Annotated in this window: 21 protein-coding genes; 16 read left to right on the forward strand and 5 right to left on the reverse strand. The window is 61.7% G+C overall.

The genetic code is table 11. From position 1 onward, the window contains the following. Positions 1–27: 27 nt before the first annotated feature. Complete coding sequence (locus tag QM609_RS27210; RefSeq protein WP_007732621.1) at positions 28–684, forward strand: S1 family peptidase; 657 nt, start codon at positions 28–30, stop codon at positions 682–684. A 13-nt stretch (positions 685–697) separates the two neighbouring features. Here QM609_RS27210 and ilvD read toward each other — a convergent pair whose 3' ends face one another. After that, the gene (gene ilvD / locus QM609_RS27215; RefSeq protein WP_003940201.1) at positions 698–2392 is read right to left on the reverse strand and encodes a dihydroxy-acid dehydratase; all 1695 of its coding nucleotides are present in this window, start codon (positions 2390–2392) and stop codon (positions 698–700) included. Between the two features lie 142 nt (positions 2393–2534). Between ilvD and QM609_RS27220 the strand changes: the two genes are divergently transcribed. The 3 genes from QM609_RS27220 (at position 2535) to QM609_RS27230 (ending at position 5939) form a co-directional block, all read left to right on the forward strand. Continuing rightward, complete coding sequence (locus QM609_RS27220; protein ID WP_003940142.1) at positions 2535–2876, forward strand: hypothetical protein; 342 nt, start codon at positions 2535–2537, stop codon at positions 2874–2876. 103 nt (positions 2877–2979) lie between these two features. Beyond that, complete coding sequence (locus tag QM609_RS27225) at positions 2980–4668, forward strand: alkaline phosphatase D family protein (RefSeq protein ID WP_050656829.1); 1689 nt, start codon at positions 2980–2982, stop codon at positions 4666–4668. Beyond that, positions 4665–5939, forward strand: coding sequence for an alkaline phosphatase family protein (locus QM609_RS27230; protein WP_007732611.1), 1275 nt, complete (start codon positions 4665–4667; stop codon positions 5937–5939). The genes QM609_RS27225 and QM609_RS27230 overlap by 4 nt, the downstream gene beginning before the upstream one ends. On the opposite strand, the gene QM609_RS27235 is transcribed toward QM609_RS27230, so the two are convergent. Continuing rightward, entirely contained in the window at positions 5936–6493 is a 558-nt protein-coding gene (locus QM609_RS27235) for a TIGR03086 family metal-binding protein (protein ID WP_050656828.1), read from the reverse strand. The two genes, QM609_RS27230 and QM609_RS27235, sit on opposite strands and share 4 nt — an antisense overlap. 101 nt (positions 6494–6594) lie before the next feature. Here QM609_RS27235 and QM609_RS27240 point away from each other — a divergent pair, with 101 nt between their 5' ends. From QM609_RS27240 to QM609_RS27265, 6 genes are all read left to right on the forward strand, one after another. Beyond that, positions 6595–7590, forward strand: a complete 996-nt coding sequence (locus QM609_RS27240) for an aldo/keto reductase (RefSeq protein ID WP_050656831.1) — start codon at positions 6595–6597, stop codon at positions 7588–7590. A gap of 45 nt (positions 7591–7635) precedes the next feature. Then, complete coding sequence (locus tag QM609_RS27245; protein WP_007732605.1) at positions 7636–8907, forward strand: MFS transporter; 1272 nt, start codon at positions 7636–7638, stop codon at positions 8905–8907. Positions 8908–8977: 70 nt separating this feature from the next. Continuing rightward, positions 8978–9406, forward strand: a complete 429-nt coding sequence (locus tag QM609_RS27250) for a DUF6325 family protein (protein WP_007732604.1) — start codon at positions 8978–8980, stop codon at positions 9404–9406. 24 nt (positions 9407–9430) lie between these two features. After that, complete coding sequence (locus tag QM609_RS27255) at positions 9431–9757, forward strand: SHOCT domain-containing protein (RefSeq protein ID WP_003939954.1); 327 nt, start codon at positions 9431–9433, stop codon at positions 9755–9757. 63 nt (positions 9758–9820) lie between these two features. Continuing rightward, positions 9821–11728, forward strand: coding sequence for an alkyl/aryl-sulfatase (locus tag QM609_RS27260; RefSeq protein WP_050656827.1), 1908 nt, complete (start codon positions 9821–9823; stop codon positions 11726–11728). 114 nt (positions 11729–11842) lie between these two features. Further along, positions 11843–13081 carry an HNH endonuclease signature motif containing protein gene (locus tag QM609_RS27265; RefSeq protein WP_076948680.1) on the forward strand — a complete coding sequence of 413 codons (1239 nt, stop codon included), beginning with the start codon at positions 11843–11845 and terminating at the stop codon, positions 13079–13081. A gap of 70 nt (positions 13082–13151) precedes the next feature. Here QM609_RS27265 and QM609_RS27270 read toward each other — a convergent pair whose 3' ends face one another. Both QM609_RS27270 and QM609_RS27275 read right to left on the reverse strand, forming a co-directional pair. Continuing rightward, a complete protein-coding gene (locus tag QM609_RS27270; RefSeq protein ID WP_050656987.1) occupies positions 13152–14147 on the reverse strand; it encodes an endonuclease/exonuclease/phosphatase family protein in 996 nt (331 codons plus the stop codon). Between the two features lie 67 nt (positions 14148–14214). Further along, on the reverse strand, positions 14215–15636 hold the full coding sequence (locus QM609_RS27275; protein ID WP_003939891.1) for a short-chain fatty acyl-CoA regulator family protein: 1422 nt from the start codon (positions 15634–15636) through the stop codon (positions 14215–14217). A gap of 167 nt (positions 15637–15803) precedes the next feature. Between QM609_RS27275 and prpD the strand changes: the two genes are divergently transcribed. The 6 genes from prpD to QM609_RS27305 all read left to right on the forward strand — a co-directional run bounded on the left by prpD (position 15804) and on the right by QM609_RS27305 (position 21718). Further along, on the forward strand, positions 15804–17306 hold the full coding sequence (gene prpD, locus QM609_RS27280; RefSeq protein ID WP_007732586.1) for a 2-methylcitrate dehydratase PrpD: 1503 nt from the start codon (positions 15804–15806) through the stop codon (positions 17304–17306). After that, a complete protein-coding gene (prpB, locus tag QM609_RS27285) occupies positions 17306–18223 on the forward strand; it encodes a methylisocitrate lyase (RefSeq protein ID WP_050656986.1) in 918 nt (305 codons plus the stop codon). The genes prpD and prpB overlap by 1 nt, the downstream gene beginning before the upstream one ends. Then, entirely contained in the window at positions 18220–19341 is a 1122-nt protein-coding gene (locus QM609_RS27290; RefSeq protein WP_283337620.1) for a bifunctional 2-methylcitrate synthase/citrate synthase, read from the forward strand. The genes prpB and QM609_RS27290 overlap by 4 nt, the downstream gene beginning before the upstream one ends. A 189-nt stretch (positions 19342–19530) precedes the next feature. Beyond that, entirely contained in the window at positions 19531–20313 is a 783-nt protein-coding gene (locus QM609_RS27295; protein WP_050656985.1) for an enoyl-CoA hydratase, read from the forward strand. 60 nt (positions 20314–20373) lie between these two features. Next, the gene (locus tag QM609_RS27300) at positions 20374–21234 is read left to right on the forward strand and encodes an SDR family NAD(P)-dependent oxidoreductase (RefSeq protein WP_047269779.1); all 861 of its coding nucleotides are present in this window, start codon (positions 20374–20376) and stop codon (positions 21232–21234) included. Positions 21235–21244: 10 nt separating this feature from the next. Continuing rightward, positions 21245–21718 carry a MerR family transcriptional regulator gene (locus tag QM609_RS27305; protein WP_050656984.1) on the forward strand — a complete coding sequence of 158 codons (474 nt, stop codon included), beginning with the start codon at positions 21245–21247 and terminating at the stop codon, positions 21716–21718. Between the two features lie 5 nt (positions 21719–21723). Here QM609_RS27305 and QM609_RS27310 read toward each other — a convergent pair whose 3' ends face one another. Further along, complete coding sequence (locus QM609_RS27310) at positions 21724–23229, reverse strand: MFS transporter (RefSeq protein WP_050656983.1); 1506 nt, start codon at positions 23227–23229, stop codon at positions 21724–21726. Positions 23230–23402 lie beyond the last annotated feature (173 nt).

A 23402-nucleotide genomic window follows, 5' to 3' on the forward strand; every position in this document is an offset into this window, starting at 1 on the left:
GGGGAGATTACCGGCGGAGAGATTGTGATGTTGCAGCGAATTGTTTCGGCTCTGGCAGCGTTGGTCTTGGCACTCGGACTCGGGTTCATCGTCAGCAGCAATGCGGTTGCTGCACCCACGCCCATGGGTGGTGGTTCGGGCATCATCATCGACAATCAGCTGGTCTGTACGTTGACCACTATCGGTCACGACAACGGCGGCAGACTCGTGGGTATCACCGCAGGTCACTGCGGTGGTCCTGGATCGTTCGTGATCCCGGAAAGCAACGAGGACGCAGGCGTGGTCGGCACGTTCGTCGAGTCGAACCCGGACCTGGACTACGGGGTCATCCAGTTCGATCCGGGCAAGGTCACACCAGTTCGAACGGTGGGCGCGGCAACCATCACCTCGATCGGCGCTCCGGCCAGCTTCCCGGCTACAGCCTGCAAGGAAGGCCGTACGACGGGCACGACCTGCGGCGTCGTCTGGGGAGACCTGAGCGCCGACGCATCCACCTGGACTCAGATCTGCGTCGACCACGGTGATTCGGGAGCCCCGGTCACGGTCGGGACGACGCTGGTCGCGATGGTCAACGCCTACCTCTGGGTGCCGTGCCTGGGGCCGGAACTCGGCACCAACATGACCTCCATCGTGGACACGATCAATGCCCACGGAGGTGTCGGCGCCGGGTACCGGCCGATCTAGCGGCGGGCTGGGATCAGCCGCACACTGCTCCACCCGAGGCTGATCCCACGAGCTTGGAGTACTTGGCCAACACACCACGTGTGTAGCGAGGCGGCAACGGCTCCCAGCCCTTCTTGCGGGCTTCCAATTCGGAGTCGTCGACCAACAATTCGAGTTGTCCGGTACCCACGTCGAGCCGGATCTGATCGCCGTCGCGAACGAACGCGATGGGACCGCCGTCGACGGCCTCGGGCGCAACGTGTCCGACACACAGGCCGGTGGTGCCGCCCGAGAATCGTCCGTCCGTCAGCAGCAGGACGTCCTTGCCGAGACCCGCGCCCTTGATCGCGCCCGTGATGGCCAGCATCTCGCGCATGCCGGGACCACCCTTCGGGCCTTCGTAGCGGATGACGACAACGTCACCGCCGGTGATGGTGCCGTCCTCGAGAGCATCCATCGCGGCGCGCTCGCGTTCGAAAACCCGTGCAGTGCCGACGAATACATCAGACTCGAATCCTGCCGACTTGACCACCGCGCCGCCGGGCGCGAGTGACCCCTTCAAGATCGTGATGCCTCCGGTCGGGTGAATGGGCTTGTTCATCGCCCGCAGGACCTTGCCGTCCGGATCGGGCGGGGTGATGTGCGCGAGATTCTCCGCCACGGTCTTACCGGTGACGGTCAGGCAATCTCCGTGCATGAGTCCCGCGTCGAGCAATGCCTTCATGATCACGGGGACGCCGCCGATACGGTCGACGTCCGTCATGACGTGCTTTCCGAAAGGCTTGACGTCGGCGAGGTGCGGGACCTTCGCGCCGACGCGAGCGAAGTCGTCGAGCGTCAGCGGGACGTACGCTTCGTGCGCGATCGCGAGGAGATGGAGCACCGCATTGGTGGATCCGCCGAATGCCATGACTACTGCAATGGCGTTCTCGAACGCTTCCTTGGTGAGGATGTCCCTCGCGGTGATACCTCGACGCAGGAGTTCGACAACGGCTTTGCCGCTCTCGCGGGCGAAGCCGTCGCGGCGACGATCCGGTGCGGGCGGTGAAGCGCTGCCGGGCAGCGACATTCCCATGGCCTCGGCGGCGCTGGCCATCGTGTTTGCCGTGTACATGCCGCCGCACGCGCCTTCGCCCGGGCAGATCGCCCGTTCGATGGTGTCGACGTCGGCGCGGCTCATCAGCCCACGCGAGCAGGCGCCAACCGCCTCGAACGCGTCGATGACGGTGACTTCCCGCTCACTGCCGTCGGAAAGTTTGGCGACGCCGGGGAGGGTGGAGCCGGCGTAGAGGAACACGCTGGCGAGGTCGAGGCGGGCCGCCGCCATCATCATGCCGGGCAACGACTTGTCGCAGCCGGCGAGAAGAACCGATCCGTCGAGACGCTCGGCCTGCATGACGGTCTCGACGCTGTCCGCGATCACTTCACGGGAGACGAGGGAGAAGTGCATGCCCTCGTGCCCCATCGAAATGCCGTCGGAGACGGAGATAGTGCCGAATTCGAGAGGGAACCCGCCGGCTTCCCGTACGCCCTCCTTGACGGCCTTGGCCAGGCGATCGAGGGACAGGTTGCATGGCGTGATTTCGTTCCAGGACGAGGCGACGCCGATCTGCGACTTGACCCAGTCGTCGTCGCCCATTCCTACTGCACGCAACATGCCGCGCGCTGCGGTCTTTTCGAGTCCGTCGGTGACGTCACGACTTCTGGGCTTGATGTCGGGTTCGGTCATTTTCCAAGCATAGGCGTCAGCGGGGTGTGTTTCCGGCAGACGAGCGACTCGACTTGCCGACAAACGCCGTCCGTCGTGAATAGACTCGTCGCATCGCAGTTGGGGCTGAGTGTGCAGGTGATTGACGTACAGGGGGATTCACGTGGAGTCGGAACTGACTTCGGCTTTCGGATTTGCAGTTCTGGCCGCCTTCTTGACCGGTAGTGGTGTCTTCCTGGTCGTTCTGACGGTTCTGCACGAGATTGCCCGGTGGAAGGGCCGCTTCGTATCGGTGTGGGTGACTTTCTTTGCCGCTCTGCTGATACTGCCCATCCTGTTCGGCGCGTTGATCGCAGGCTATTCCGCGTTCTCCGAGGTCGACGGGTCCGAGGCTCTGCTTCCGCCGGCGTTCTGGATCCTGATCGCGGCCGGGGGTGCACTCGGCGGTTACATCGGAGTCAAGGTCGGTGTGGTTCGAGGCTCGGCCCTCGATTACCGGTTGTAAGCGGGATCGACTCGATCAAACTTCCAGAGAAGCGCAGGCGAAGCCTGGGTGAACATCCCGAAGCTCTCTTGAACGCCCGTTCAGGTGCGGGTTCACTCCTAGCGTGCACACGAATGCCTTCGATCGAATATCCAGACGTGGCCTGCTGCAGGGATCGGCGGCCCTCGCCGGCGCAGTAGGTCTCGGTGTCGCTTCGGCGAGCCACGCCGGTGCCGAGGTTCCGGGTGGCAGCCCGGGCTTCGCGCACGGCGTGGCATCCGGTGACCCGTTGCCGGATGCGGTGATCATCTGGACCCGCATCACCCCGACGGCAGACGCGACGCCCGGTTCCGGCGTCGGGCCGGCGGTGACTCTCAACTGGCAGGTCGCGACCGATGAGGGGTTCGCGAGCGTCGTTGCGTCCGGAAGTGTTGCTGCTTCGGCGGATTCCGATCACACCGCGAAGGTCGACGTCACCGGACTCGATTCGTCGACGGCGTACTGGTACCGATTCACTGCGGGTTCGGCTGTTTCTCCGGTGGGCCGCACCCGTACGGCTCCGTCGAACTCGGCAGATCTCGATCGTCTCCGCTTCGGCGTGGTGTCCTGCTCCAATTGGGAGGCGGGGTATTTCGGTGCCTATCGTCACCTCGCATTCCGCGAAGACCTCGACGCGATCATCCACCTCGGTGACTACATCTACGAGTACGGGCAGGGGGAGTACGGCGCGAGAAACGGATCCGTTCGCCTTCACGAGCCGGCCCACGAGATCATTTCGCTGGCCGACTACCGAATTCGGCACGCGCAGTACAAGACAGACCCGGATCTGGCAGCTCTGCACCTGAAGCTCCCGTTCATCACCACGTGGGACGATCACGAATCGGCCGACAACGCGTACCGGGACGGCGCCGAAAACCACACTCCCGGTGTCGAAGGTGACTGGGCAGATCGAAAGGCCAACTCGGCCAAGGCATATTTCGAGTGGATGCCCGTCCGGCCGTCGGGTAGTGGTTCGAGCGTTCAGCTGTATCGTCGGTTCCGCTTCGGGAATCTGGCCGAGATCTCGATGCTCGATCTGCGTACTTACCGCGACGAGCAACCGACCATGAAGCAGGTCGACGATCCGTCGCGCACCATTACCGGACGCGCACAGATGGATTGGTTGACCAACGGAATCGTCACCTCCCCGACGCAGTGGAAGGTCGTCGGCAATCCGGTCATGATCACGCCCTGCGTGTTCCCGCCGCTGGAACCGGCGACCACCGCGGCGTTGACCGAACTGGTGGGTGTGCCGCAGGCCGGTGTCCCGTACAACACGGATCAGTGGGACGGGTACACCGCCGACCGCACCAGGCTTTTCGACGCGATCACCTCGAACAGTGTGGACAACACCGTCTTCATCACCGGTGACATCCACACGTCGTGGGCCTGCGACCTACCGACCAACGCCGCCAACTATCCGGGTGGGCCGACCGTCGGCGCCGAGTTCGTCGTCCCGTCGGTGACGTCGCCCAATATCGACGACATGCTGAAAGTGCCACCGCGCACGGTAACCGTTGCGGCAGAAGAAGCATTCAAGGCCGTGAACCGACACGTGCGGTACGTCGAACTGGATTCGCACGGCTACGGCGTATTCGAAATCGCCCGCGAAGGTACTCAGATGGACTGGTACTACGTCGACGATCTCACCAATCCGCAGAGCAATGCGCACTACGCCGTGAGCTACCGTCTTCCGGCAGGCGCGGGCAGTAGAGTCTCACCCACCTCGGCCGCCCTCGATCAGGCCTCGTACCGACCAGGAGTCGACCAGTGAGTATCGAAGTTTCGCGTCGTAGCGTTCTGATCGGTGGAAGTGTTGTCGCCGGAACGGCATTGCTCGGAACGCCCGCTCGCGCGAGTGTTCCCACCAGCGCCGGAATCCCAGACCTGGACGTGCATGTCATAGTCGTAGACGGCATGCGGCCGGACGAGCTGCGATCGGAGCTCACCCCGACGCTGACCGGGCTTGCGGCCGGCGGTATCCACTACCCGGACGCCAGTGCCATCACGATCGCAGAGACGCTGCCGAACCACACGGCGATGATGACGGGAGTGCTGCCGGCGCGTTCGGGTGTACCCGCCAACTCCGTCTACGATCCGGCCATCGACAAGAAGCGTGACCTCGATCGGCCTTCCGACCTGCAGGCATCGACGGTTCTGGATCGGGTGCGCACCGAACTCGGATTGACCACTGCGAGTGTGCTGTCGAAGCGCTACCTGCACGGGTTGTTCGGTGACCGCGCCTCATTGGTGTGGGATCCGCAGCCGCTCGTTCCCGGTACCGAGCATGCGCCGGACAACTTCACGATCGACGCCTTGATCCGTATCGTCGGCGGGAACTCGCCGCGGCTCTCGTTCACCAACCTCGGTGACGTCGATCGGGTCGGGCACCTGGATCTGTCCGGTCCGTCCATCCGGATCGCTCGCACGGCTGCACTTCAGAACACCGACAACCAGGTTCGCCGCTTCGTCGACTTCCTTCATGACACGGGTCGCTGGAATCGGAGCATTCTGATCGTGTTGGCCGACCACTCCATGGACTGGTCGGAGCCCGCGCGGCTCATCGGCTTGGATCGACCGCTGAACGCGGACCCGTTGCTGGCAGGCAAGATTCGAATCGCCCAGAACGGTGGCGCAGACCTGATCTACTTCATCGGACCCGATGGCGAACGGGCGGAAGCCGTCAGCCGGATTCAGCAGATCGTGGATGGTGTGGACGGCGTCGAATCCAGCCACCTCCCCGCCGAATTCGATCTCGGCACCAATGCCGGTGACGTCGTTGCGTTTTGCGCTCAGGGCTGGCGGTTCAGTGATCCGACTCCACTGTCCAACCCGATTCCCGGCAACCACGGCCACTTCGTGACACTGCCCATTCCGTTCTTCCTCAGCGGCGGACATCCCGCTCTGGACGGTGGACGGAAGATCGACACGCAGGCTCGCACGATCGACGTCGCGCCGACGGTTGCGGCTCTGCTCGGCCTCGGTGCACCTGCCGGCGGCTGGGACGGCGTCGCCCGCACGACGGGTGTGTCGCTGAACGTCTAACGAGGATCGCGACCGGTCAGGGCAATCAGCTTGTCCTGCAACGACGCATTGTCCGGGAGGTCGACGGGATCGGAGAAGAGTCCGCTCTCGGCGAGCATGTCGCGCTGCCCGTCGAGGTCGGACCAGACGGCCTCGACGAGGTCTGGATCGAGCCGCTCGTCTGCTCCGACCGCTCGCGCAAGGTCCCAGGTGTGGATCGTGACGTCCGAGGTCTGCTGGCGCAGATAGGGTTCCACCTTCACCGTGCCGTACGAGAGGTGAACGTGGGCACTGAGGTCCGTCGATTTCCACGCTTTGATTGCGGCATCGGAGTACTTCTGCCATTCGGTCCACAGGTCGTCCCCGACGGGAACGATGTCCGGTGTCGCCTCGCCGACCGTCAGTCCGGCCAGGAGCGGCGGTACCCACTGCTGCTCCTCGATGACGTGGCGGACGAGGTGTTCGACGTGCCAGTCGGAGTCGGGCGTGGGTGCGTTCCAGTCCTCGACCGCAGCGAGTCGTGAACCGAATTCGCGGTGGGCGGTGAGTACGAGTTCGAGCCAATCGAATGCCATCACTCGAGGGTAACCCGATCAGCGTGACGTTAATCGGTGCGTGAGGCTTCGATTCGGTGAAGACTGTCGGGGTTGTCGCTCAGTCGAATCGAGGAGTTTTCATGACCGTCCCCACCGTCACTCTGGCCGAAGGTCTCACTGTCAGCGCCCAGGGATACGGCGCGATGTCCGTCGCCCCGGTCTACGGCCCGGTGGATCCGGCCGAGGCGCTCGCCACGCTGCACCATGCGGTGGACATCGGGATCACGTTCATCGACACCGCCAACGTGTACGGCGAGGGCTCGAGCGAGCGTGCGGTGGGAGAGCTTCTCAAAGACCGCCGGGACGAAGTGCAGTTGGCGACCAAGTTCGGTCTGGTCGGCAACATCGCCAACGGTCAGCGCGGGATCAACGGAGACCCGGCTTACGTGCCGCGGGCACTCGACGAGTCTCTGGGACGACTCGGCGTCGATCATGTCGACCTCTACTACTTGCACCGGGTCGACCCGAACGTGCCGATCGAAGACACCGTCGGCGCGATCGCGGAGCAGGTGAAGGCGGGCAAGGTCCGCAACATCGGCCTGTCCGAGGCGACCGGCGATGAACTGCGTCGTGCGTACGGGGTGCATCCGATCGCGGCGATCCAGTCGGAATGGAGCATCTGGAGTCGGGACGTCGAGAACAAGGTAGTACCCACCGCCGCGGAACTCGGAGTCGGATTCGTGCCCTTCTCACCTGTGGGCCGAGGCTTCCTGGCGGGATCGTTCGATGCGGAGACGCTCGGTGACAACGACCTGCGCCGACGCTTCCCACGCTTCTCGGACTCCGCGCTCCCTGCTAATCAGAAGGTTCTCGACGTGGTCCGCGCCGTCGGTGAGGAGCTCGGCGCGACGCCTGCACAGGTTTCCCTGGCATGGCTCGATGCCAAGGGCCGTCAGCACGGGTTGCCTTCCGTTTCGATTCCCGGCACGCGGTTCGCTGCACGAGTCACGGAAAACGCCGGAGCGTTGGACATCGTTCTGAGCGAAGACCAGATCGCTCGCCTCGACTCCCTCGCCGCGATTACCGAAGGCTTCCGTTCGGCTGATTTGAATTGGGTCTCTCAGGGCCGCGAATAATCATGTCCTGAGCCTTGCGAAAGACAGGAGTAACATACAGACCCGATGAAAAAAGTGTGGTTGGTCTGGGGTGTCGGTGTTTTTGCCTACGTGATCGCCGTGCTTCACCGCACTTCGTTCGGCGTCTCGGGTCTGTCTGCTGCTGATCGGTTCTCGATCTCGCCCAGCGTTCTGTCGAGCTTCGTCGTGCTGCAGATCGTCGTGTACGCCGGCATGCAGATTCCGGCGGGAGTCCTCCTCGACCGCTACGGTTCGCGGATCATGATCGCAGTCGGTGCGTTCATCATGATGTCCGCGCAGTTGGCTCTCGCCTTCACCGAATCGCTGCCCGTCGCGATCGGTGCACGTATTGCCGTCGGTGCCGGGGATGCACTCACCTTCATCTCGGTGTTGCGGTTGGTACCGCAGTGGTTCCCGCCCCGGCAGGTGCCGTTGGTCTCGCAGTTCACGGGCATCCTCGGTCAGCTGGGCCAGGTGATGTCTGCGCTTCCGTTCATGTTGCTGTTGTCCGGACCGGGCTGGACTTTTGCCTACGGCAGCGCTGCCGCTGTCGGACTGTTGGCGTTTGCGCTGGCGTTGAGTGTCATCCGCGACGCGCCTCCCGGTGCCGACGTGGTCGCCGTGCCGGCCGGCGCCAAGGAGATCGGGCGACAGATCAAGACGGTGTGGATGCGGCCCGGCACCCGACTCGGGTTCTTCAGCCACATGGGGACTCAGTTCTCGATCACGACGTTCGCGCTGCTGTGGGGTGTGCCGTACCTGAAATCGGCTCAAGGCCTCGACTCCACGACGGTCGGCTCGCTGCTGACGCTGTCAGTCATCTCGGCAATCGTGGCCGGCCCGATCCTCGGTATTCTCACCGGTCGCTATCCCATGCGTCGATCGTGGTTGGTTCTCACCATCATGGTGGCCAGCGCGCTCATGTGGACGATCGTGCTTTCACGAAGCGAACCGTCTCCGCTCTGGTTGTTGACGATCCTGGTGGTCGTCATCTCGGTGGGTGGGCCGGGTTCGGTGATCGGCTTCGACTACGCGCGCACATCCAATCCGAGTTCGGCGATGGGCACCGCCCAGGGCATGGTCAACATCGGGGGATTCCTCGCTTCCCTCATCGTGATTCAAGTGATGGGCGTCATCCTCGGGCACATGGGCGGGTACACGTTCGACGGATTCCGTGTCGCCTGGATGGTGCAATATCCAGTTTGGATTCTCGGTATCGTCGGTGTGCTCGTCACCCGAGGCAAAGCCCGGCGAGCCCTCGCAGCAGAAGGCGTACACGTACGGCCGATTCGCGAAGTCATTCGTCGCAACAAATAACTCGATCGCATCGGGTAATTCATCCCCTGCGGGTGAGGTTCCCAAGCGTCCGAGCCACCAGGCTTGATGGATGAACGACGCAATGAACATCGGACCGGTCGAGCTCGTGGTGCTGGCATTCCCAGGTTCAACTGTGGATCCTGAAGCTGTCGCCGCGCTGCAGAACGTGGTGGAACGAGGTTTTGTCACTCTGCTCGACCTCGTGTACATCGCCAAGGACGCGGACGGACAGGTGTCGCAGATCGATGTCGACGAAGATCTCACCGACATCGGACTGGCGATTCTGTCCATCGAAGCCAAGGCATTGATCAGTGACGAGGACCTGGACGTGGTCCGTGAGTCACTCGAACCAGGAACGTCCGCCGCAGTCATCGTCTACGAGCAGACGTGGGCGCGTGAGCTCGCGTCGACGGTTCGCGGTGGCGGCGGCGACGTAGTCCTTCACGTTCAGATACCGCGCGAGGTAGTCGTCGCAGCGGTCGAAGCAGCATTTCAGTAGCGACAATTTCCCAAGGAGTTCGGCATGGTTTTTCGAGGTGGACGCAGAGGGCGGCCGGGGTTGCTCGGCACGGTGGCGCGCACGGCGGTAGTGGCTGGAACCGCAAAGGCGACGTCCAACGCCATGGATCGACGGAGTCAACGAAAGGCCAGCGAGCAGCAGCAGGAATATCAGCAGGAGTACCAGCAGCAACAGCCGCCGCCGCAGCAGCAGGTCGCCCCCGTGCAGTCCGTTCCCCCTTCAGGCGCGGACGATCTGGTCTCCAAGCTGCAGGAGTTGGGACAGCTTCATCAGTCCGGCGTGTTGACCGATGCCGAGTTCGCGGCGGCAAAGGCGCAGTTGCTGAGCTAGCCCTGCTGTTCTCTTCAATTGCGGCAATGCGCATTGCCGCAATTCGGCGTGAAAGGCTGACTTATGATCGACCCACGTGCGGCATCGGCCGCAATCGAAGCCGCGAACGCCCGAGTCGCCGAGACTCTACCGTTCTCCGACGACGCCGACTTCACCGAGGCGAAGCGGGGTTTCGTCGCCGCACTCGATCCGGGGCTGGTTGCCGATTCGGACGGGAAAGTCCTGTGGAACAACGATTCCTACGCCTTCCTTGACGAGGACTGCCCGCCAACGGTCAATCCGAGCTTGTGGCGTCAGTCGAAGTTGGTCGCCAAGCAGGGACTCTTTGCGGTGACGGATTCGATCTATCAGATTCGCGGACTTGATCTGTCGAACATGACGTTGATCGAGGGAGATACCGGAATCATCGTCATCGATCCACTGATCTCCCGGGAAACCGCTGCTGCCGGGCTCGCGTTGTACCGGGAACACCGTGGTGATCGACCAGTAGTCGCGGTGATCTACACGCATTCGCACATCGACCACTTCGGCGGGGTCAAAGGTGTGACCACCGACGACGACGTCGCCGCCGGGCGATGCGTGATCGTCGCACCCACCGGGCTCGTGGAGCACGCGGTCGAGGAAAACGTCTATGCGGGAACGGCAATGGCTCGACGCGCGGCCTACATGTACGGGGCGGCCTTACCCCGAGGTCCCCGAGGTAGCGTCGGAGCCGGGTTGGGGCAGACCACCTCAACCGGCACACCGACGCTCATTTCGCCGACGGTGTCGATCTCGAAGACAGGTCACACGGAGACGATCGACGGCGTTCGGATCGAATTCCAGATGACGCCCGGAACCGAGGCCCCGTCCGAGATGAACTTCTACTTCCCGGATTTGCGCGCACTGTGTATGGCGGAGAACGCAACTCATACTCTCCACAACCTGCTCACGCTTCGCGGTGCCCTGGTACGAGATCCTCACGTCTGGTCTGCGTACCTGACGGAATCGATCAATCGTTACGCCTCACGATCCGACGTTCTGTTTGCGTCCCACCACTGGCCGACGTGGGGGACCGAACGGCTCACCGAGTTCCTGTCATTGCAGCGCGACCTCTACGGGTACCTTCACGATCAGACACTTCGTCGAATCAATCAGGGGTGGACCGGTCTCGAGATCGCCGAATCGATCGAGCTGCCAACTGCATTGGCGCAAGCGTGGCACACGCACGGGTACTACGGTTCCGTCAGTCACAATGTCAAAGCCATCTACCAGCGATACATGGGTTGGTTCGACGGTAACCCTGCGCATCTGTGGGAGCATCCACCCGTCGAATCGGCCAAGCGTCACGTGGAGTTCATGGGCGGATCAGCAGAAGTGTTACGGAAAGCTCGGGAATCGTACGAGCGCGGCGACTTTCGCTGGGTTGCGCAGGTGGTGAACTACGTGGTCTTCGCTGAACCGGACAACGTCGAGGCCAAGAATCTGCAGGCCGATACCTTCGAGCAACTCGGGTACGGCGCCGAGAACGGCACCTGGCGGAACTTCTACCTCACCGGTGCATACGAACTGCGCAACGGCTCAGTGGGGACGCCCACGGTTGCCGCGGCGCCCGACATCACCGCAGCGCTGTCGGTAAGTCAAGTCTTCGATGCAGTATCGCTGCGCGTGGATGGAGTGCGCGCAGCGGGCTCGCACATCGTCGTCGATTGGAACATCACTGACGAAAACATCGTTCACCGAACGGAACTCAGCAACGGAGTTCTGATCCATTTCGACGTGGAAGGTGGGTCTGCAGATGCTGGGTCTGTGGATGCGATGTTCAGTTTGAGTCGGCGCGACTTACTCGGTGTGCTGCTCGGTGGTGTGGACTTGGGTGCCGAGATTGCGAATGGAACCATCTCGGTTTCCGGCGACCCGGCGAAGCTCGCAGAACTTGCCGGATACCTCGACGAGCCGGATCCGAACTTTGCGATAGTCACTCCGACCTAGCGCTGTATCAGTCGTGAACGAGCCTGTACTTCAACAGGTCTCGAGTCGCGCACCTTTTTGAAGTTGTCCGTTTTGTCTCTGGTTCTCGAAATTATGTTCGATTAAACTTTCGACATGGATAGTCGGGGAGCGTGGCAGCTGGATGGCGAGGGCCTCAAGGGGGAGGTTCTGGATCTGGTGCGTGTCCGGCACGAGTTGCAGTCGCGGTTGGTGTTGCTGATCGTGGAGATGTTTTCCCGTGAGGTTCTCGGCGGGAAGGGTTTTCGGGCGATCGCGCAGTGGTTGCATGGTTCGACGAATCTGGAGATCGGTGAGTGCAGTCTGCTGGTCGGGTTGGCGCGGTTGTTGATGCTCGAACCTGTTGTCGCGGATGCGTTTCATCGCGGTGACGTGGATGCGTTGAAGGCGCGGCAGGTGGCGTCGTTTTGTCAGCATCCGCCGAAGAACATGACCCTGGCGGATGTGGACAAGGCTCGCGGGATTTTGTTGTCGTTGGCGTCGAAGAACATCGCTGATTGTGATGCGGTGCGGGCGGCGATTCGGCGGATCGAGAAGCAGTACGGCAAGCGCGAGGACGGCGTTCCGGTGGGTGAGGATTCGGAGCGTAACGAGTTCTACGCCTCGAAAGGCTTGTACGGGCGGGTCACTGTGAAGGGTGATCTGGATGCTGTGAACGGGGCCCGGTTGATCACGTTGTTGTCGAGTCTGTCGGCTCCGACGCCGGAGAAGGACGGCGTGAAGGACACGCGTACGCCGGCATTACGGCGTGCGGACGGGTTCTGCGAATTGTTGCGCCGGTACGAGCGGGCGGGGTTGGGTCCGATCGAGGGCGGAGTGAAACCACACATGACGGTCACCGCCAGCGCGAAAGACATGACGGACCTCAAGGCGTTGAAAGACCTCCTGCCGTCCACCGAGGAACTGGGTTTCGCGTGGACGGATTGGGTGGGCCCCATCAGTATCGATACCGCACGGATGCTGGCGTGCGACTGCACGATCACGCGGATTTTGTTGGATGAGAATGGTGTTCCGCTCGACTGCGGTAAGGAAGCGAGAACAGCGACGGTGCCGCAGCGGCGGGCGTTGGCGGTTCGTGATGGTGGGTGTGCGTTTCCGGGGTGCGGGACACCGTCGGGGTGGTGCGATGCTCATCATATTGTTCACTGGAACGATGGCGGCCCAACGGATCTCGACAATCTGGTCTTGTTGTGCGGTCACCATCATCGGACGATGCACCACACGGAATGGCGGGTGGAGATCGGACCGGATCGAAAGACGGTGTTCTATCCACCGATGTCGATCGATCCGTTCCAGCGGCCGATCGGCGGGAACAGTCCGCCCACCGCGGCGTGAATCGCGATAACTGAAGACGTGAGCACCGGGGCACAACCATGCCCCGGTGCTTGCTCAATCCAGTATTTACTCAAGACAACGTGATGTCGGCAATCAGGCCGTGGTGATCGGATCCCTCGATCTCGATCCGTTCCAAGGATGTCGCCACGGCGCCTTTCGTGATGATGTGGTCGATACCGACCACCGCCGGATACCGCTTGTCGGTCGGATAGGTCGGGATCAGGCCGGAACCCAATTGGTCGGCGGCGCTGGTGTATCCGTTCGTGAGAAGATTCCGGAACTGTTTGTTCGAGTACGACGCGTTGAAGTCGCCGCTCACTATCACGTTGTCCCGTCCGGCGACTTTGTCCATGTAAGACCCAAGCCTTCGCTGCTCGTCCGCCCACACCGAAGGCGGTGAGATGTACGCCGGTGCCGGATGCACGGCGAACAATGTGACTGGCTGCGCCAAGCCGACATTCAGTTCTGCGGACAGCGTTTCGGGTGAGAATCCGTCGAGGCTACGCGGATTGGAGAGTGGAAAGCGACTGTAGATTCCTGCCCCGCCACCACCGTCGGTGTACGGGACGAGGAATTGGTGGCTCAGAACCTCGTCAAGCCCGGCGGCTTTGAGCGCGTCGGCTTCCTGGTACGTCAACTCCTGGACCGTCACCACGTCGACCTCGCGTTCGCGGACCATCGCCACAAGCGACTCCGGATCCGCTGCACCGACCATCAAGTTGGCCTGCATGATTCGAATCGATGGACCGTTCGCAGACGTCGACTCCCCAGTTCCGCCGATGTACAGCGGGCTCACAGACCATCCGAACAACCCAAGGACGAGGATCGAGGCGGCGCACACGATCCACTGACGCCCGATACCCGAGACGACGGCACCGATCAGCGGAGCAATCATCAACAAGGGCGCCACTGACGCCAGAACGATCACGATGTTGTGATCGACGTCCAACTGAGTTGCGATCAAGGCAACCAAACCAGTCACGATGCCGGCCACACCGGCCACGGCCGAAAGGCGGCGAAGAACCAGTCGACGAGGGGTCACGGCATCGGGTTGCATGACGTCCATGGAAGCAGAAGAGCGTCGTAGCTCCGGGAAACTGCAGGTGGAGTCGGTGCGCCCTATTGTTTGCGCCCTATTGTTGCGGATACGGAAGATGGCTGCTGCTGTTCTCACTGACGGAGATCGAGCGGCCGAGTTGGGGGAAGGCGCGTTGAGAGCACGCTGGCCTGTCACAGACTTTGCACCCCGCGCCGATCGGCACGATGGTCGCGGGGTCGTCCGTCTGAATTCCGTGTGAGTAGACCATGCGATCGGCGTAGCCGATGTCGCAACCGAGTCCGACGGCGAAGTTGCGCTCGGGTGCGAGGTACCCGAGTCCGCCGCTGTGGGTAGTGCGCGCCACCCAGAGGTATGTCCGGCCGTCGGGCATCTTCGCGACCTGAGTGAGGATGCGACCTGGGCTCGCGAATGCCTCGTGGATGACCCACAGCGGGCAGCTGCCTCCGACTCTGGAGAAGTGAAAAGCGGTAGCAGACTGACGCTTCGAGATGTTTCCGGCGCGATCGGTTCGGACGAAGAAGAAAGGGATGCCGCGTTGGCCGTGTCGTTGGAGAGTGGACAACCGGTGGCAGACTGTCTCGAAGCCGACCTCGAACTTGAGGCTGAGCAGGTCGATGTCGTACCGCAAGGCCTCAGCGGATTGCAGGAATTGGGTGTACGGGAGTAGCAGTGCGCCGGCAAAGTAGTGTGCGAGTCCGACGCGAGCCAGCGCTGCGGACTCGGCGCTCAATGATTCATCCTCGGCGACAAGGGAATCGATCACGTCGGCCTGCGTGAAGAAGGCCAACTGCATTGCGATCTGGAACGCGCGTTGTCCTGCCGACAGACGACGGGCGAGTGTGAGGACCGACTTGTTCGGATCGTAGTAACGCTTGGGGCCGAGCTTGTCGGGTTCGTCGGTACGGATCGTCACGGTGACGCCGTGCTGATCGCGAAGTAGTCGTGCCAGTTGCAAATCCACTGCGCCCACGGACAATCCGTTGTCCAGGAACATCTGCTCGGCAGCGTCGTCCAGAACGGCGATGTGATTCTTTCGGTCGTAGAAGAAGTCCCGAACTTCCTCGTAGGGCATCGGTACGAGTGACACATCGGACGCTGGTTCGCCGGACAACTGCGTCGAGAACTGGTCCAACTGCTCTGTCGCGGCGTGAAGGCGGCGGTGCAACATCACGAGGGTGCGTCCGACCGCCGGCATGCGGGCCACCAATTCGTCCACCTCGGCCAGAGATACGTCTCCAGATTCCGAAGTTTCGGCCAAGGCGTGATGAACGTCCGCAACCAGGCGTGCGTCGGAATCGGAGGCGAAGAATTGCACGTCGAGATCGAACTCGGCGTTGAGCTTGAGAAGGACGGGCACCGTCAGCGGTCGTTGATCGTTCTCCAGTTGATTGACATAGCTGGGGGAGAGTTCGAGTGCCTTCGCCAGTGCGGACTGTGACAGGTTTCGTTCCTCCCGCAGCCGTCGCAGCCGCGCTCCCGCGTACATCTTCTTCATCGAATCTCCTCGGTGCCGATCGCGTTCACCCTACCGAGAAGCTATTCGCAACATTCGCAACATTGCAGCATTGTCATTGCACAAATAGGCAATTGCGAGGGCCTATCCCGAGGTGAATGAGCTGCGTAGCGTGCAAATAGATACCGAAGAACGTGAGAAGAGGACCGATGAAGACGCATCTCGTACGCACTCACCGCTCTGCCGAAGAGTTCCCCAAGGAAGACCACCTCGCGTGGAAGATCGCGGAAGTTGCGACGGATTCCGTCGACGTCACCGACGCCACATCCGACATGATCGTCAACCGGATCATCGACAACGCGGCAGTTGCCGCAGCTTCCCTGGTGCGCCGTCCCGTGGTGAATGCGCGGGCGCAAGCACAGTCGCATCCGTATACGCCGGGCTCCACCGTGTTCGGTATCCCCGGTACGTTCTCGCCTGAATGGGCCGCCTGGGCCAACGGTGTCGCGGTTCGTGAACTCGATTTCCACGACACGTTCCTCGCCGCCGAGTACTCGCACCCCGGAGACAACATCCCGCCGATCCTCGCCGTCGCTCAGCACACCAGCCGTGACGGTCGAGACCTGATTCGTGGTCTGGCGACCGGCTACGAGATCCAGATCGACCTGGTTCGGGCTATCTGCCTGCACGAGCACAAGATCGACCACGTCGCACACCTCGGCCCCTCGGCTGCGGCAGGTATCGGAACTTTGCTGGGCCTGGGCACCGAGACGGTCTACCAGGCAATCGGCCAGGCGCTGCACCTCACGACGGCGACACGTCAGTCCCGCAAGGGCGAGATATCCAGTTGGAAGGCGTACGCGCCTGCGCTGGCAGGCAAGGTTGCCGTAGAGGCGGTCGACCGCGCGATGCGCGGTGAGGGCGCACCGTCACCGATCTGGGAAGGCGAAGACGGCGTCATCGCCTGGCTACTCGGTGGCCCGGACAAGGAGTACCACGTTCCGCTGCCCGGTTCGGGTGAGGCGAAGCGCGCCATCCTCGACTCGTACACCAAAGAACACTCCGCGGAGTACCAGAGCCAGGCGCCGATCGACCTCGCTCGCCGAATGCGTTCTCGTGTCGGTGATCTCGACCAGATCGCCTCGATCGTCCTGCATACCAGCCACCACACCCACGTCGTCATCGGCACCGGTTCCGGCGATCCGCAGAAGTTCGACCCGACCGCCTCGCGTGAAACCCTCGACCACTCGGTGATGTACATCTTTGCCGTTGCGCTACAGGACGGTACGTGGCACCACGAACATTCCTACGCGTCCGAGCGTGCACAGCGCGCGGACACGATCGAGCTGTGGAACAAGATCTCCACGCGCGAAGATCCCGAATGGACACGCCGTTACCACTCGACGGATCCGGACGAGAAGGCTTTCGGTGCGCGCGCCGAGATCACCTTGAAGAGCGGCGAAGTCATCGTCGACGAGCTTGCGGTGGCCGATGCGCACCCGCTCGGCGCACGTCCGTTCGCTCGCGATCAGTACGTCGCGAAATTCCGCACCCTCGCCGAGGGCGTCATCGAGCCGAGCGAACAGGACCGCTTCCTCGATGCGGCTCAGCGCACCGCCGAATTGAAGGCAGGCGAACTCGATCAGCTGACCTTCACCGTTTCCGAAGACGTTCTCGCTCGGGCTCCCAAGGTCGCCAAGGGACTTTTCTGATGTCGGGCCTCATCGCAGCAGCGACGTCTGCAGCCGACAAGCGGATTGCCTTCCGGGCGGGGCTGACGTCCGGAAAGATTCAACGACTCCCGGGTGCGATCAATCCGCTGACAGCCAGACTGATTCAGGAAATCGGGTTCGAGGGTGTCTACGTTTCAGGTGGTGCGTACTCCGCCGGATTGGCGCTTCCCGACATCGGACTGACCACCTTGACCGAGGTCGCCGGCCACAGCAAGCAGATCGCGCGCGTCACGGACCTCCCGACGCTCGTCGACGCCGACACCGGTTTCGGTGAACCTATGAGCGCGGCCCGCACGGTCACGATCTTCGAGGACGACGGAATAGCCGGTCTGCACCTCGAGGATCAGATCAACCCCAAACGCTGCGGGCACCTCGACGGCAAAGCAATTGTGCCCACCGAAGACATGGTTCGCCGTGTTCGTGCTGCAGTGTCGGCGCGTCGTGACCCGAACTTCGTCATCTGCGCGCGCACCGATGCTGCCGGAATCGACGGTATCGACGCGGCGATCGAGCGAGCAAAGGCCTATGTGGATGCCGGTGCCGATCTGATCTTCACCGAAGCTCTTGCCACCGAGCCCGACTTCGAGAAGTTCCGCGCAGCGGTCGACACTCCGCTCCTCGCCAACATGACCGAGTTCGGGAAGTCGAATCTCATTTCGGCGAAGACGTTGGAAGAGATCGGTTTCAACGCCGTCATCTACCCCGTGACCACCCTTCGGCTGGCGATGTTCGCTATCGAAAAGGGTCTGCGCGAGATTTTTGCGGAGGGCACGCAAGAAGGACTGCTCGGCGAAATGCAGCATCGCAGCAGGTTGTACGAGATTCTCGAGTACGAGCGCTACAACGAATTCGACAGTGGCATTTTCAATTTCAGCTTGGAGGGGAGTAGGACATGACCGAACAGATTCCGACGATCTACAAGGGCTTGGCCGGAGTTGTCGTCGATACGACGGCTATCTCCAAGGTAGTGCCCGAGACGAATTCGTTGACGTATCGCGGTTACGCAGTGCAGGACCTTGCCGCGAACTGCAGCTTCGAAGAAGTTGCGCACCTGCTCTGGTACGGCGAACTGCCGACTCCCGAGCAGCTCGAATTACTCTGCCTGCGTGAGCGTGCGGCCCGTCGTGCCGACCGCTCACTGCTCTCACTCCTGACCAAGATGCCGGACAACTGCCACCCCATGGATGTTGTCCGCACGGCGATCAGCTACCTCGGCGCCGAGGATCCGGCGGAGGACGACAACTCGGAGAAGGCCAATCTGGCCAAGGCGCTGCGGATGACGGCTGTGCTGCCGACCATCGTCGCAGCCGATTTCCGCCGCCGGCGCGGTCAGGATCCCATCGCGCCGCAGTCGGACCTGGGTTTCGCCGAAAACTTCTTGAACATGTGCTTCGGTGCTGTTCCGGAGTCGGCGATCGTGAAGGCCTTCGAGGTCTCGCTGATCCTGTACGCGGAGCACTCCTTCAACGCCTCGACGTTCGCCGCTCGTGTTGTGACGTCCACACTTTCGGACATCTACAGCGCAGTGACCGCTGCTATCGGCACGCTCAAGGGCCCGTTGCACGGCGGTGCAAACGAAGCTGTCATGCACGACATGCTCGAGATCGACGACCCCGACCGCGCCGAAGCCTGGATGTCGGAGAAGTTGGCTGCCAAGGAGAAGGTCATGGGCTTCGGGCGCCGCGTCTACAAGAACGGTGATTCGCGTGTTCCGACCATGAAGCAGGCCCTCCTCGACGTCGCGGCAGCGACCGACGGCGAGAAGTGGGTGCAGATGTACGAGATCCTCGAGAAGACCATGGTCAGTGCCACCGGAATCAAGCCGAATCTCGATTTCCCTACGGGCCCTGCATATTTCCTCATGGGCTTCGACGTCGAGATGTTCACGCCGATCTTCGTGATGAGCCGCATCACCGGATGGACGGCGCACATCATCGAGCAGGGGCAGTCGAATGCACTGATCAGGCCGCTGAGCCAGTATTCGGGCGTGCCACAGCGCACAGTCGTGGCATGACACTTTTTGCTGTCGTGGCATGACACCCCTTTGATACTGCGTCGGCGAGGTTCGGTTCTGGCATCACCGTCTCCTGGCCTCGTCGACGCTTCTCCGTTCGCACTATCTGCAACTTTGCATCGAGAATTCGCAAAGATATTCAAGTGCAATGTGTTTCGACTTTTCTCTACCGGAAATAACGTGAGTGTCATGACTGAAACGCACGAAGAAATCTTGATCATCCGTCGTGGCGAGACCCTCGACGTCGTGTTCAACCGGCCGGAAAAGCGCAACGCATTGACCACGCAGATGTACGACGCCATTGCCGGAGCCTGCCGGCGCGCCGACTCCGACCGCGAGATTCGGTTAGTCACTCTCCGAGGTGCTGGGGGAGAGGCGTTCTCGGCGGGCTCCGACATTGGCCACTTTCAAACCTTCTCGAGCTTTCACGACGGGCTCGACTACGAAAGCCGGTTCGTCGGCGTACTGACCGAACTCGAGAAAGTGAGGGTTCCCACCCTCGCGGTCATCGACGGTGTGTGCGCGGGAGCAGGGCTGTTGCTGTCGGCAGCGTGCGATGTGCGGATCGCGACGCAGGGGTCACGCTTCTGCCTACCGATCGCGCGCACACTCGGAAACTCGTTGTCGATCCATTCCGTGGCGTTGCTGGCGGACAGGATCGGCAGTTCGCGTCTGATGTCGTTGATCGCTCGGGCTGGGGTGATGTCGAGTGGCGAGGCTCTGCGGAGCGGCTTCCTCAGCGACTGTGCAACAGAGTCCGAGTTCGCGACCCTGACTGCCCAGGTATCTCGCGATCTACTTGCCGCCGCCCCGATGACCGTCTGGACTATTCGGGAGTCCCTGCGACGCATCAGAACCCGAGTGATTGCCGACAACGATGATCTGATGAGCATGATCTACAGCAGTGACGACTTCAAAGCCGGCGTCGACGGTTTCCTTCGCGGGGAACGACCTGTGTGGGCCGGCGTGTAGTTCGGCGGTAGAACCACAGGCTTGCGTTGGAGCGCGCTCTAACCCCTAGCGTTGCCGACCATGACAACAAAGACCTGGATCATCACTGGAGTTTCTCAGGGTTTCGGCCGTGAACTCGCACTGTCTGCACTTCGATCGGGGGACGCGGTAGTCGCTGCAGTTCGTCGTCCCGAGTCCGTTGCAGATATCGCGTCGGAGCATCCGGATCGGTTCTCGGCGGTGACGTTCGACGTCCGCGACACCGCGGCGGCACCCAGCATCGTCGAATATGCGCTCGAGCGTTTCGGTCGCATCGACGTGCTGGTCAACAATGCCGGTCGTGGGATGGTCGGCGCGGCGGAGATGGTGGACGATTCGACCTTGCGGGATCTCATGGAACTGCACCTGATCGGACCCGCCGCGTTGGTGCGCGCCGTCCTCCCGTCGATGCGAGTGCAGGGCAGCGGGACGATCGTGCAGATGAGCAGTCAAGGCGGCCGTATGTCGTTTCCCGGTGTCGGGGCGTACTCGGCGTCGAAGTTCGCTCTCGAGGGTTGGTCGGAGGCTCTCGCCGGTGAGGTCGCGCAGTTCGGCGTTCGGGTGATGATCGTCGAGCCCAGCCGATTCCGTACAGCATTCAACACGCCTGGCGTTCTGAGCTTCGCCGAATCATCATCGGAATACCGTGATTTGCTGGATCCCGTTCTGCGGGACATGGCGGCCGCAGACGGTGTTCAGGAGGGTGATCCGGAGAAAGCAGCAGAGATCATCACCTCGCTTGTGCACAGCGAGAATGTGCCACTTCGTCTGCCACTCGGAAAGGAAGCCGTGGAGCGTGTCTCCGCGTCGTATCGGAAGAATCTCGCCGAGGTATGCGTCTGGGCCGACCTGGCTCGCAGTGCAGACTTCGCGGATGCTGCCGGCCCTGTCCGCCCGTTCTAGGCTGAGAGTCATGGCTACGGAAGACTTGATGCGTAAGGCACTCGAGACACTTGGGGAAGTGGACGGGCCCATGTCGATCGAGGTGATTCACCGACTCGTCGATGCAGGGGACGTTCAGGAGCCGATGTCGATCGCCGAAGTCTCGGACCTGCTGGATGTCTCGGCACATACGCTGCGCTACTACGAGAAGATCGGTATGGTCGAGGTCGATCGTGACTCGAGCGGACATCGTGTGTACGGTCCGGAATCGGTTCGCAGGCTGGTGTTTCTGACCCGCATGCGTATTTCAGGTATGGCGATTCGCGACCTGCAGCACTACGTCGAACTGGTCGACGCCGGTGAAGGGACAGTTCCGGAGAGGCTCGACATGCTGCTCGAGCACCGGGACACCGTTCGTCGGCAGATCAAGGAGCTCACGTTGTCTTTGGCTGCGACGGAGTACAAGATTGCGACGTACGGCGGGCGGACCGGAGAGCAGGAGTGATCCGTTCAGTGGATGTGAGTGGCTGTTTTCGTGACTCGCCCTCTTCTGATTCCGATCGAGACGAACGCGCCAATCAGGGAGACGATGGCGCCCACCCACATCGTCGTCTGCAGCCCATACATGAATGCAGTCTCTGTCGCTGATCGCAGTGTGAGGGAAAGAGCCGGGTCAATTTCTGTCACGACTGGTGTGGTGCCCTGGGCGACGGCGCGAACCGCATCTTCCGAGACTCGATCGACTATGAAGTCGGGAATGACGTTGCCCAGTAGTGTTTCGTGGAACTTTGCTGCGGATGCCGCTGCCATCACGGCTCCGAGCACTGAAGTTCCGAGGATACCGCCAACTTGAAGTGAGGTCTGATGGACGCCCGCGGCAGGTCCGGCGTCTGCGACGTTCGCATTCCCTAGGATCGCTTGGACTGACGCAGTCATCACAAACCCGATTCCCAGGCCCAGTACCACAAACGGAATGGCCAGAGAAAGGTAGCTTCCGTGTGGTTCGATGGTGGTGAACAGTAGGAATCCCACTGCGCTGAGCAACATTCCCATAAACAAGGGCGGACGTGCGCCGTACCGTTTGATGATCCAACCGCAACTGCTCGAAGCGATTACATTCGCGATACTCATCGGGAGGATGTGGAGTCCAGCGGCCATGGGGGAGTCACCGTTGATCTGTTGCAAGAACAAGAGAATGAAGAACAGTGAGCCGACAAGCGCAAAGAAGGAGATGATTGTCAGGATGACTCCGAGTGTGATTGACCGGTCAGCGAATAGCCGAAGCGGCACCAAAGGATCCGATGCGCGTCGCTCCGCTTCTACGAAGGCCAAACCAGTGACGGTTCCACCGACCAGCCACCCGATGACATGCCAATCAGTCCAACCACTTTCGGGGGCTTTTATAAGTCCATAGGTTATGGCGAGGAGTGAACTCGTCAGCAAGATCGAACCCAGGACGTCGAACTTTACAGTCCGTACGACCCGGCCCTTGGGGAGCAGAAACAATCCTGTAGCGAGGGAAATCGCCGCAACGGGGACGTTGATCAAGAAGGCCCATCGCCAGCTGGTGTGCTCGATCAGCAATCCGCCGATCAGGGGGCCGGCGGCGGATGAAGCGCCGATCAGCGATGCGAAGACCGCAAGCGCCTTCGGAAGTGCTGCCTCGGAGAAGAGGGACCGAAGCAATGCCAGAGCGTTGGTGACGATCAGTGCGCCGAAAATTCCCTGGCCGAGTCTCGAGAAGATCACCATTTCTACACTGTGCGCCAAGGCAATTCCCGCTGATGCCAGCCCGAAACCGACGATCCCTGAAAGGAACACAGATCGTCGTCCGAAGCGATCGCCCAACCTTCCCGCGAGAACGAGCGTTGCCGCCATCGCGAGCAGATAAATGTTGGTAATCCATTGCAAACCAGAGAGACTCGCGCCTAGATCGACGACAAGAACCGGATTGGCCACTGCCGTTATCGTGCCGTCGAGCGAAACGATGAGAACGCCGAGTGCGATCGCAGTCATGGCGACCCAGGGATTGGAGTCTCGAGGTGGATCGGTGACTGGGAGTGCGTGGATTTCAGTACTGCCAGTAGATGTCACTGAGGTCTACTACTTTCTGATCGATCGGAGTTCTTCAGAGGTTGATCATGTGGCCTGCGAGGCCGTGGATCGCTTCCTGCAGTGCCTCACTGAGT

It is taken from the genome of Rhodococcus sp. IEGM 1302 (assembly GCF_030056935.1).
Taxonomy (GTDB): domain Bacteria; phylum Actinomycetota; class Actinomycetes; order Mycobacteriales; family Mycobacteriaceae; genus Rhodococcus_F; species Rhodococcus_F qingshengii.

Bases quoted from the DNA above. Each gene is read 5' to 3' on its own strand.
- QM609_RS27210 (WP_007732621.1), top strand. From the start codon at position 28: ATGTTGCAGCGAATTGTTTCGGCTCTGGCAGCGTTGGTCTTGGCACTC.
- ilvD (WP_003940201.1), bottom strand. From the start codon at position 2,392: ATGACCGAACCCGACATCAAGCCCAGAAGTCGTGACGTCACCGACGGA.
- QM609_RS27235 (WP_050656828.1), bottom strand. From the start codon at position 6,493: ATGGCATTCGATTGGCTCGAACTCGTACTCACCGCCCACCGCGAATTC.
- QM609_RS27240 (WP_050656831.1), top strand. From the start codon at position 6,595: ATGACCGTCCCCACCGTCACTCTGGCCGAAGGTCTCACTGTCAGCGCC.
- QM609_RS27245 (WP_007732605.1), top strand. From the start codon at position 7,636: ATGAAAAAAGTGTGGTTGGTCTGGGGTGTCGGTGTTTTTGCCTACGTG.
- QM609_RS27250 (WP_007732604.1), top strand. From the start codon at position 8,978: ATGAACGACGCAATGAACATCGGACCGGTCGAGCTCGTGGTGCTGGCA.
- QM609_RS27255 (WP_003939954.1), top strand. From the start codon at position 9,431: ATGGTTTTTCGAGGTGGACGCAGAGGGCGGCCGGGGTTGCTCGGCACG.
- QM609_RS27260 (WP_050656827.1), top strand. From the start codon at position 9,821: ATGATCGACCCACGTGCGGCATCGGCCGCAATCGAAGCCGCGAACGCC.
- QM609_RS27265 (WP_076948680.1), top strand. From the start codon at position 11,843: ATGGATAGTCGGGGAGCGTGGCAGCTGGATGGCGAGGGCCTCAAGGGG.
- QM609_RS27270 (WP_050656987.1), bottom strand. From the start codon at position 14,147: ATGGACGTCATGCAACCCGATGCCGTGACCCCTCGTCGACTGGTTCTT.
- QM609_RS27275 (WP_003939891.1), bottom strand. From the start codon at position 15,636: ATGAAGAAGATGTACGCGGGAGCGCGGCTGCGACGGCTGCGGGAGGAA.
- prpD (WP_007732586.1), top strand. From the start codon at position 15,804: ATGAAGACGCATCTCGTACGCACTCACCGCTCTGCCGAAGAGTTCCCC.
- prpB (WP_050656986.1), top strand. From the start codon at position 17,306: ATGTCGGGCCTCATCGCAGCAGCGACGTCTGCAGCCGACAAGCGGATT.
- QM609_RS27290 (WP_283337620.1), top strand. From the start codon at position 18,220: ATGACCGAACAGATTCCGACGATCTACAAGGGCTTGGCCGGAGTTGTC.
- QM609_RS27295 (WP_050656985.1), top strand. From the start codon at position 19,531: ATGACTGAAACGCACGAAGAAATCTTGATCATCCGTCGTGGCGAGACC.
- QM609_RS27300 (WP_047269779.1), top strand. From the start codon at position 20,374: ATGACAACAAAGACCTGGATCATCACTGGAGTTTCTCAGGGTTTCGGC.
- QM609_RS27305 (WP_050656984.1), top strand. From the start codon at position 21,245: ATGGCTACGGAAGACTTGATGCGTAAGGCACTCGAGACACTTGGGGAA.
- QM609_RS27310 (WP_050656983.1), bottom strand. From the start codon at position 23,229: ATGACTGCGATCGCACTCGGCGTTCTCATCGTTTCGCTCGACGGCACG.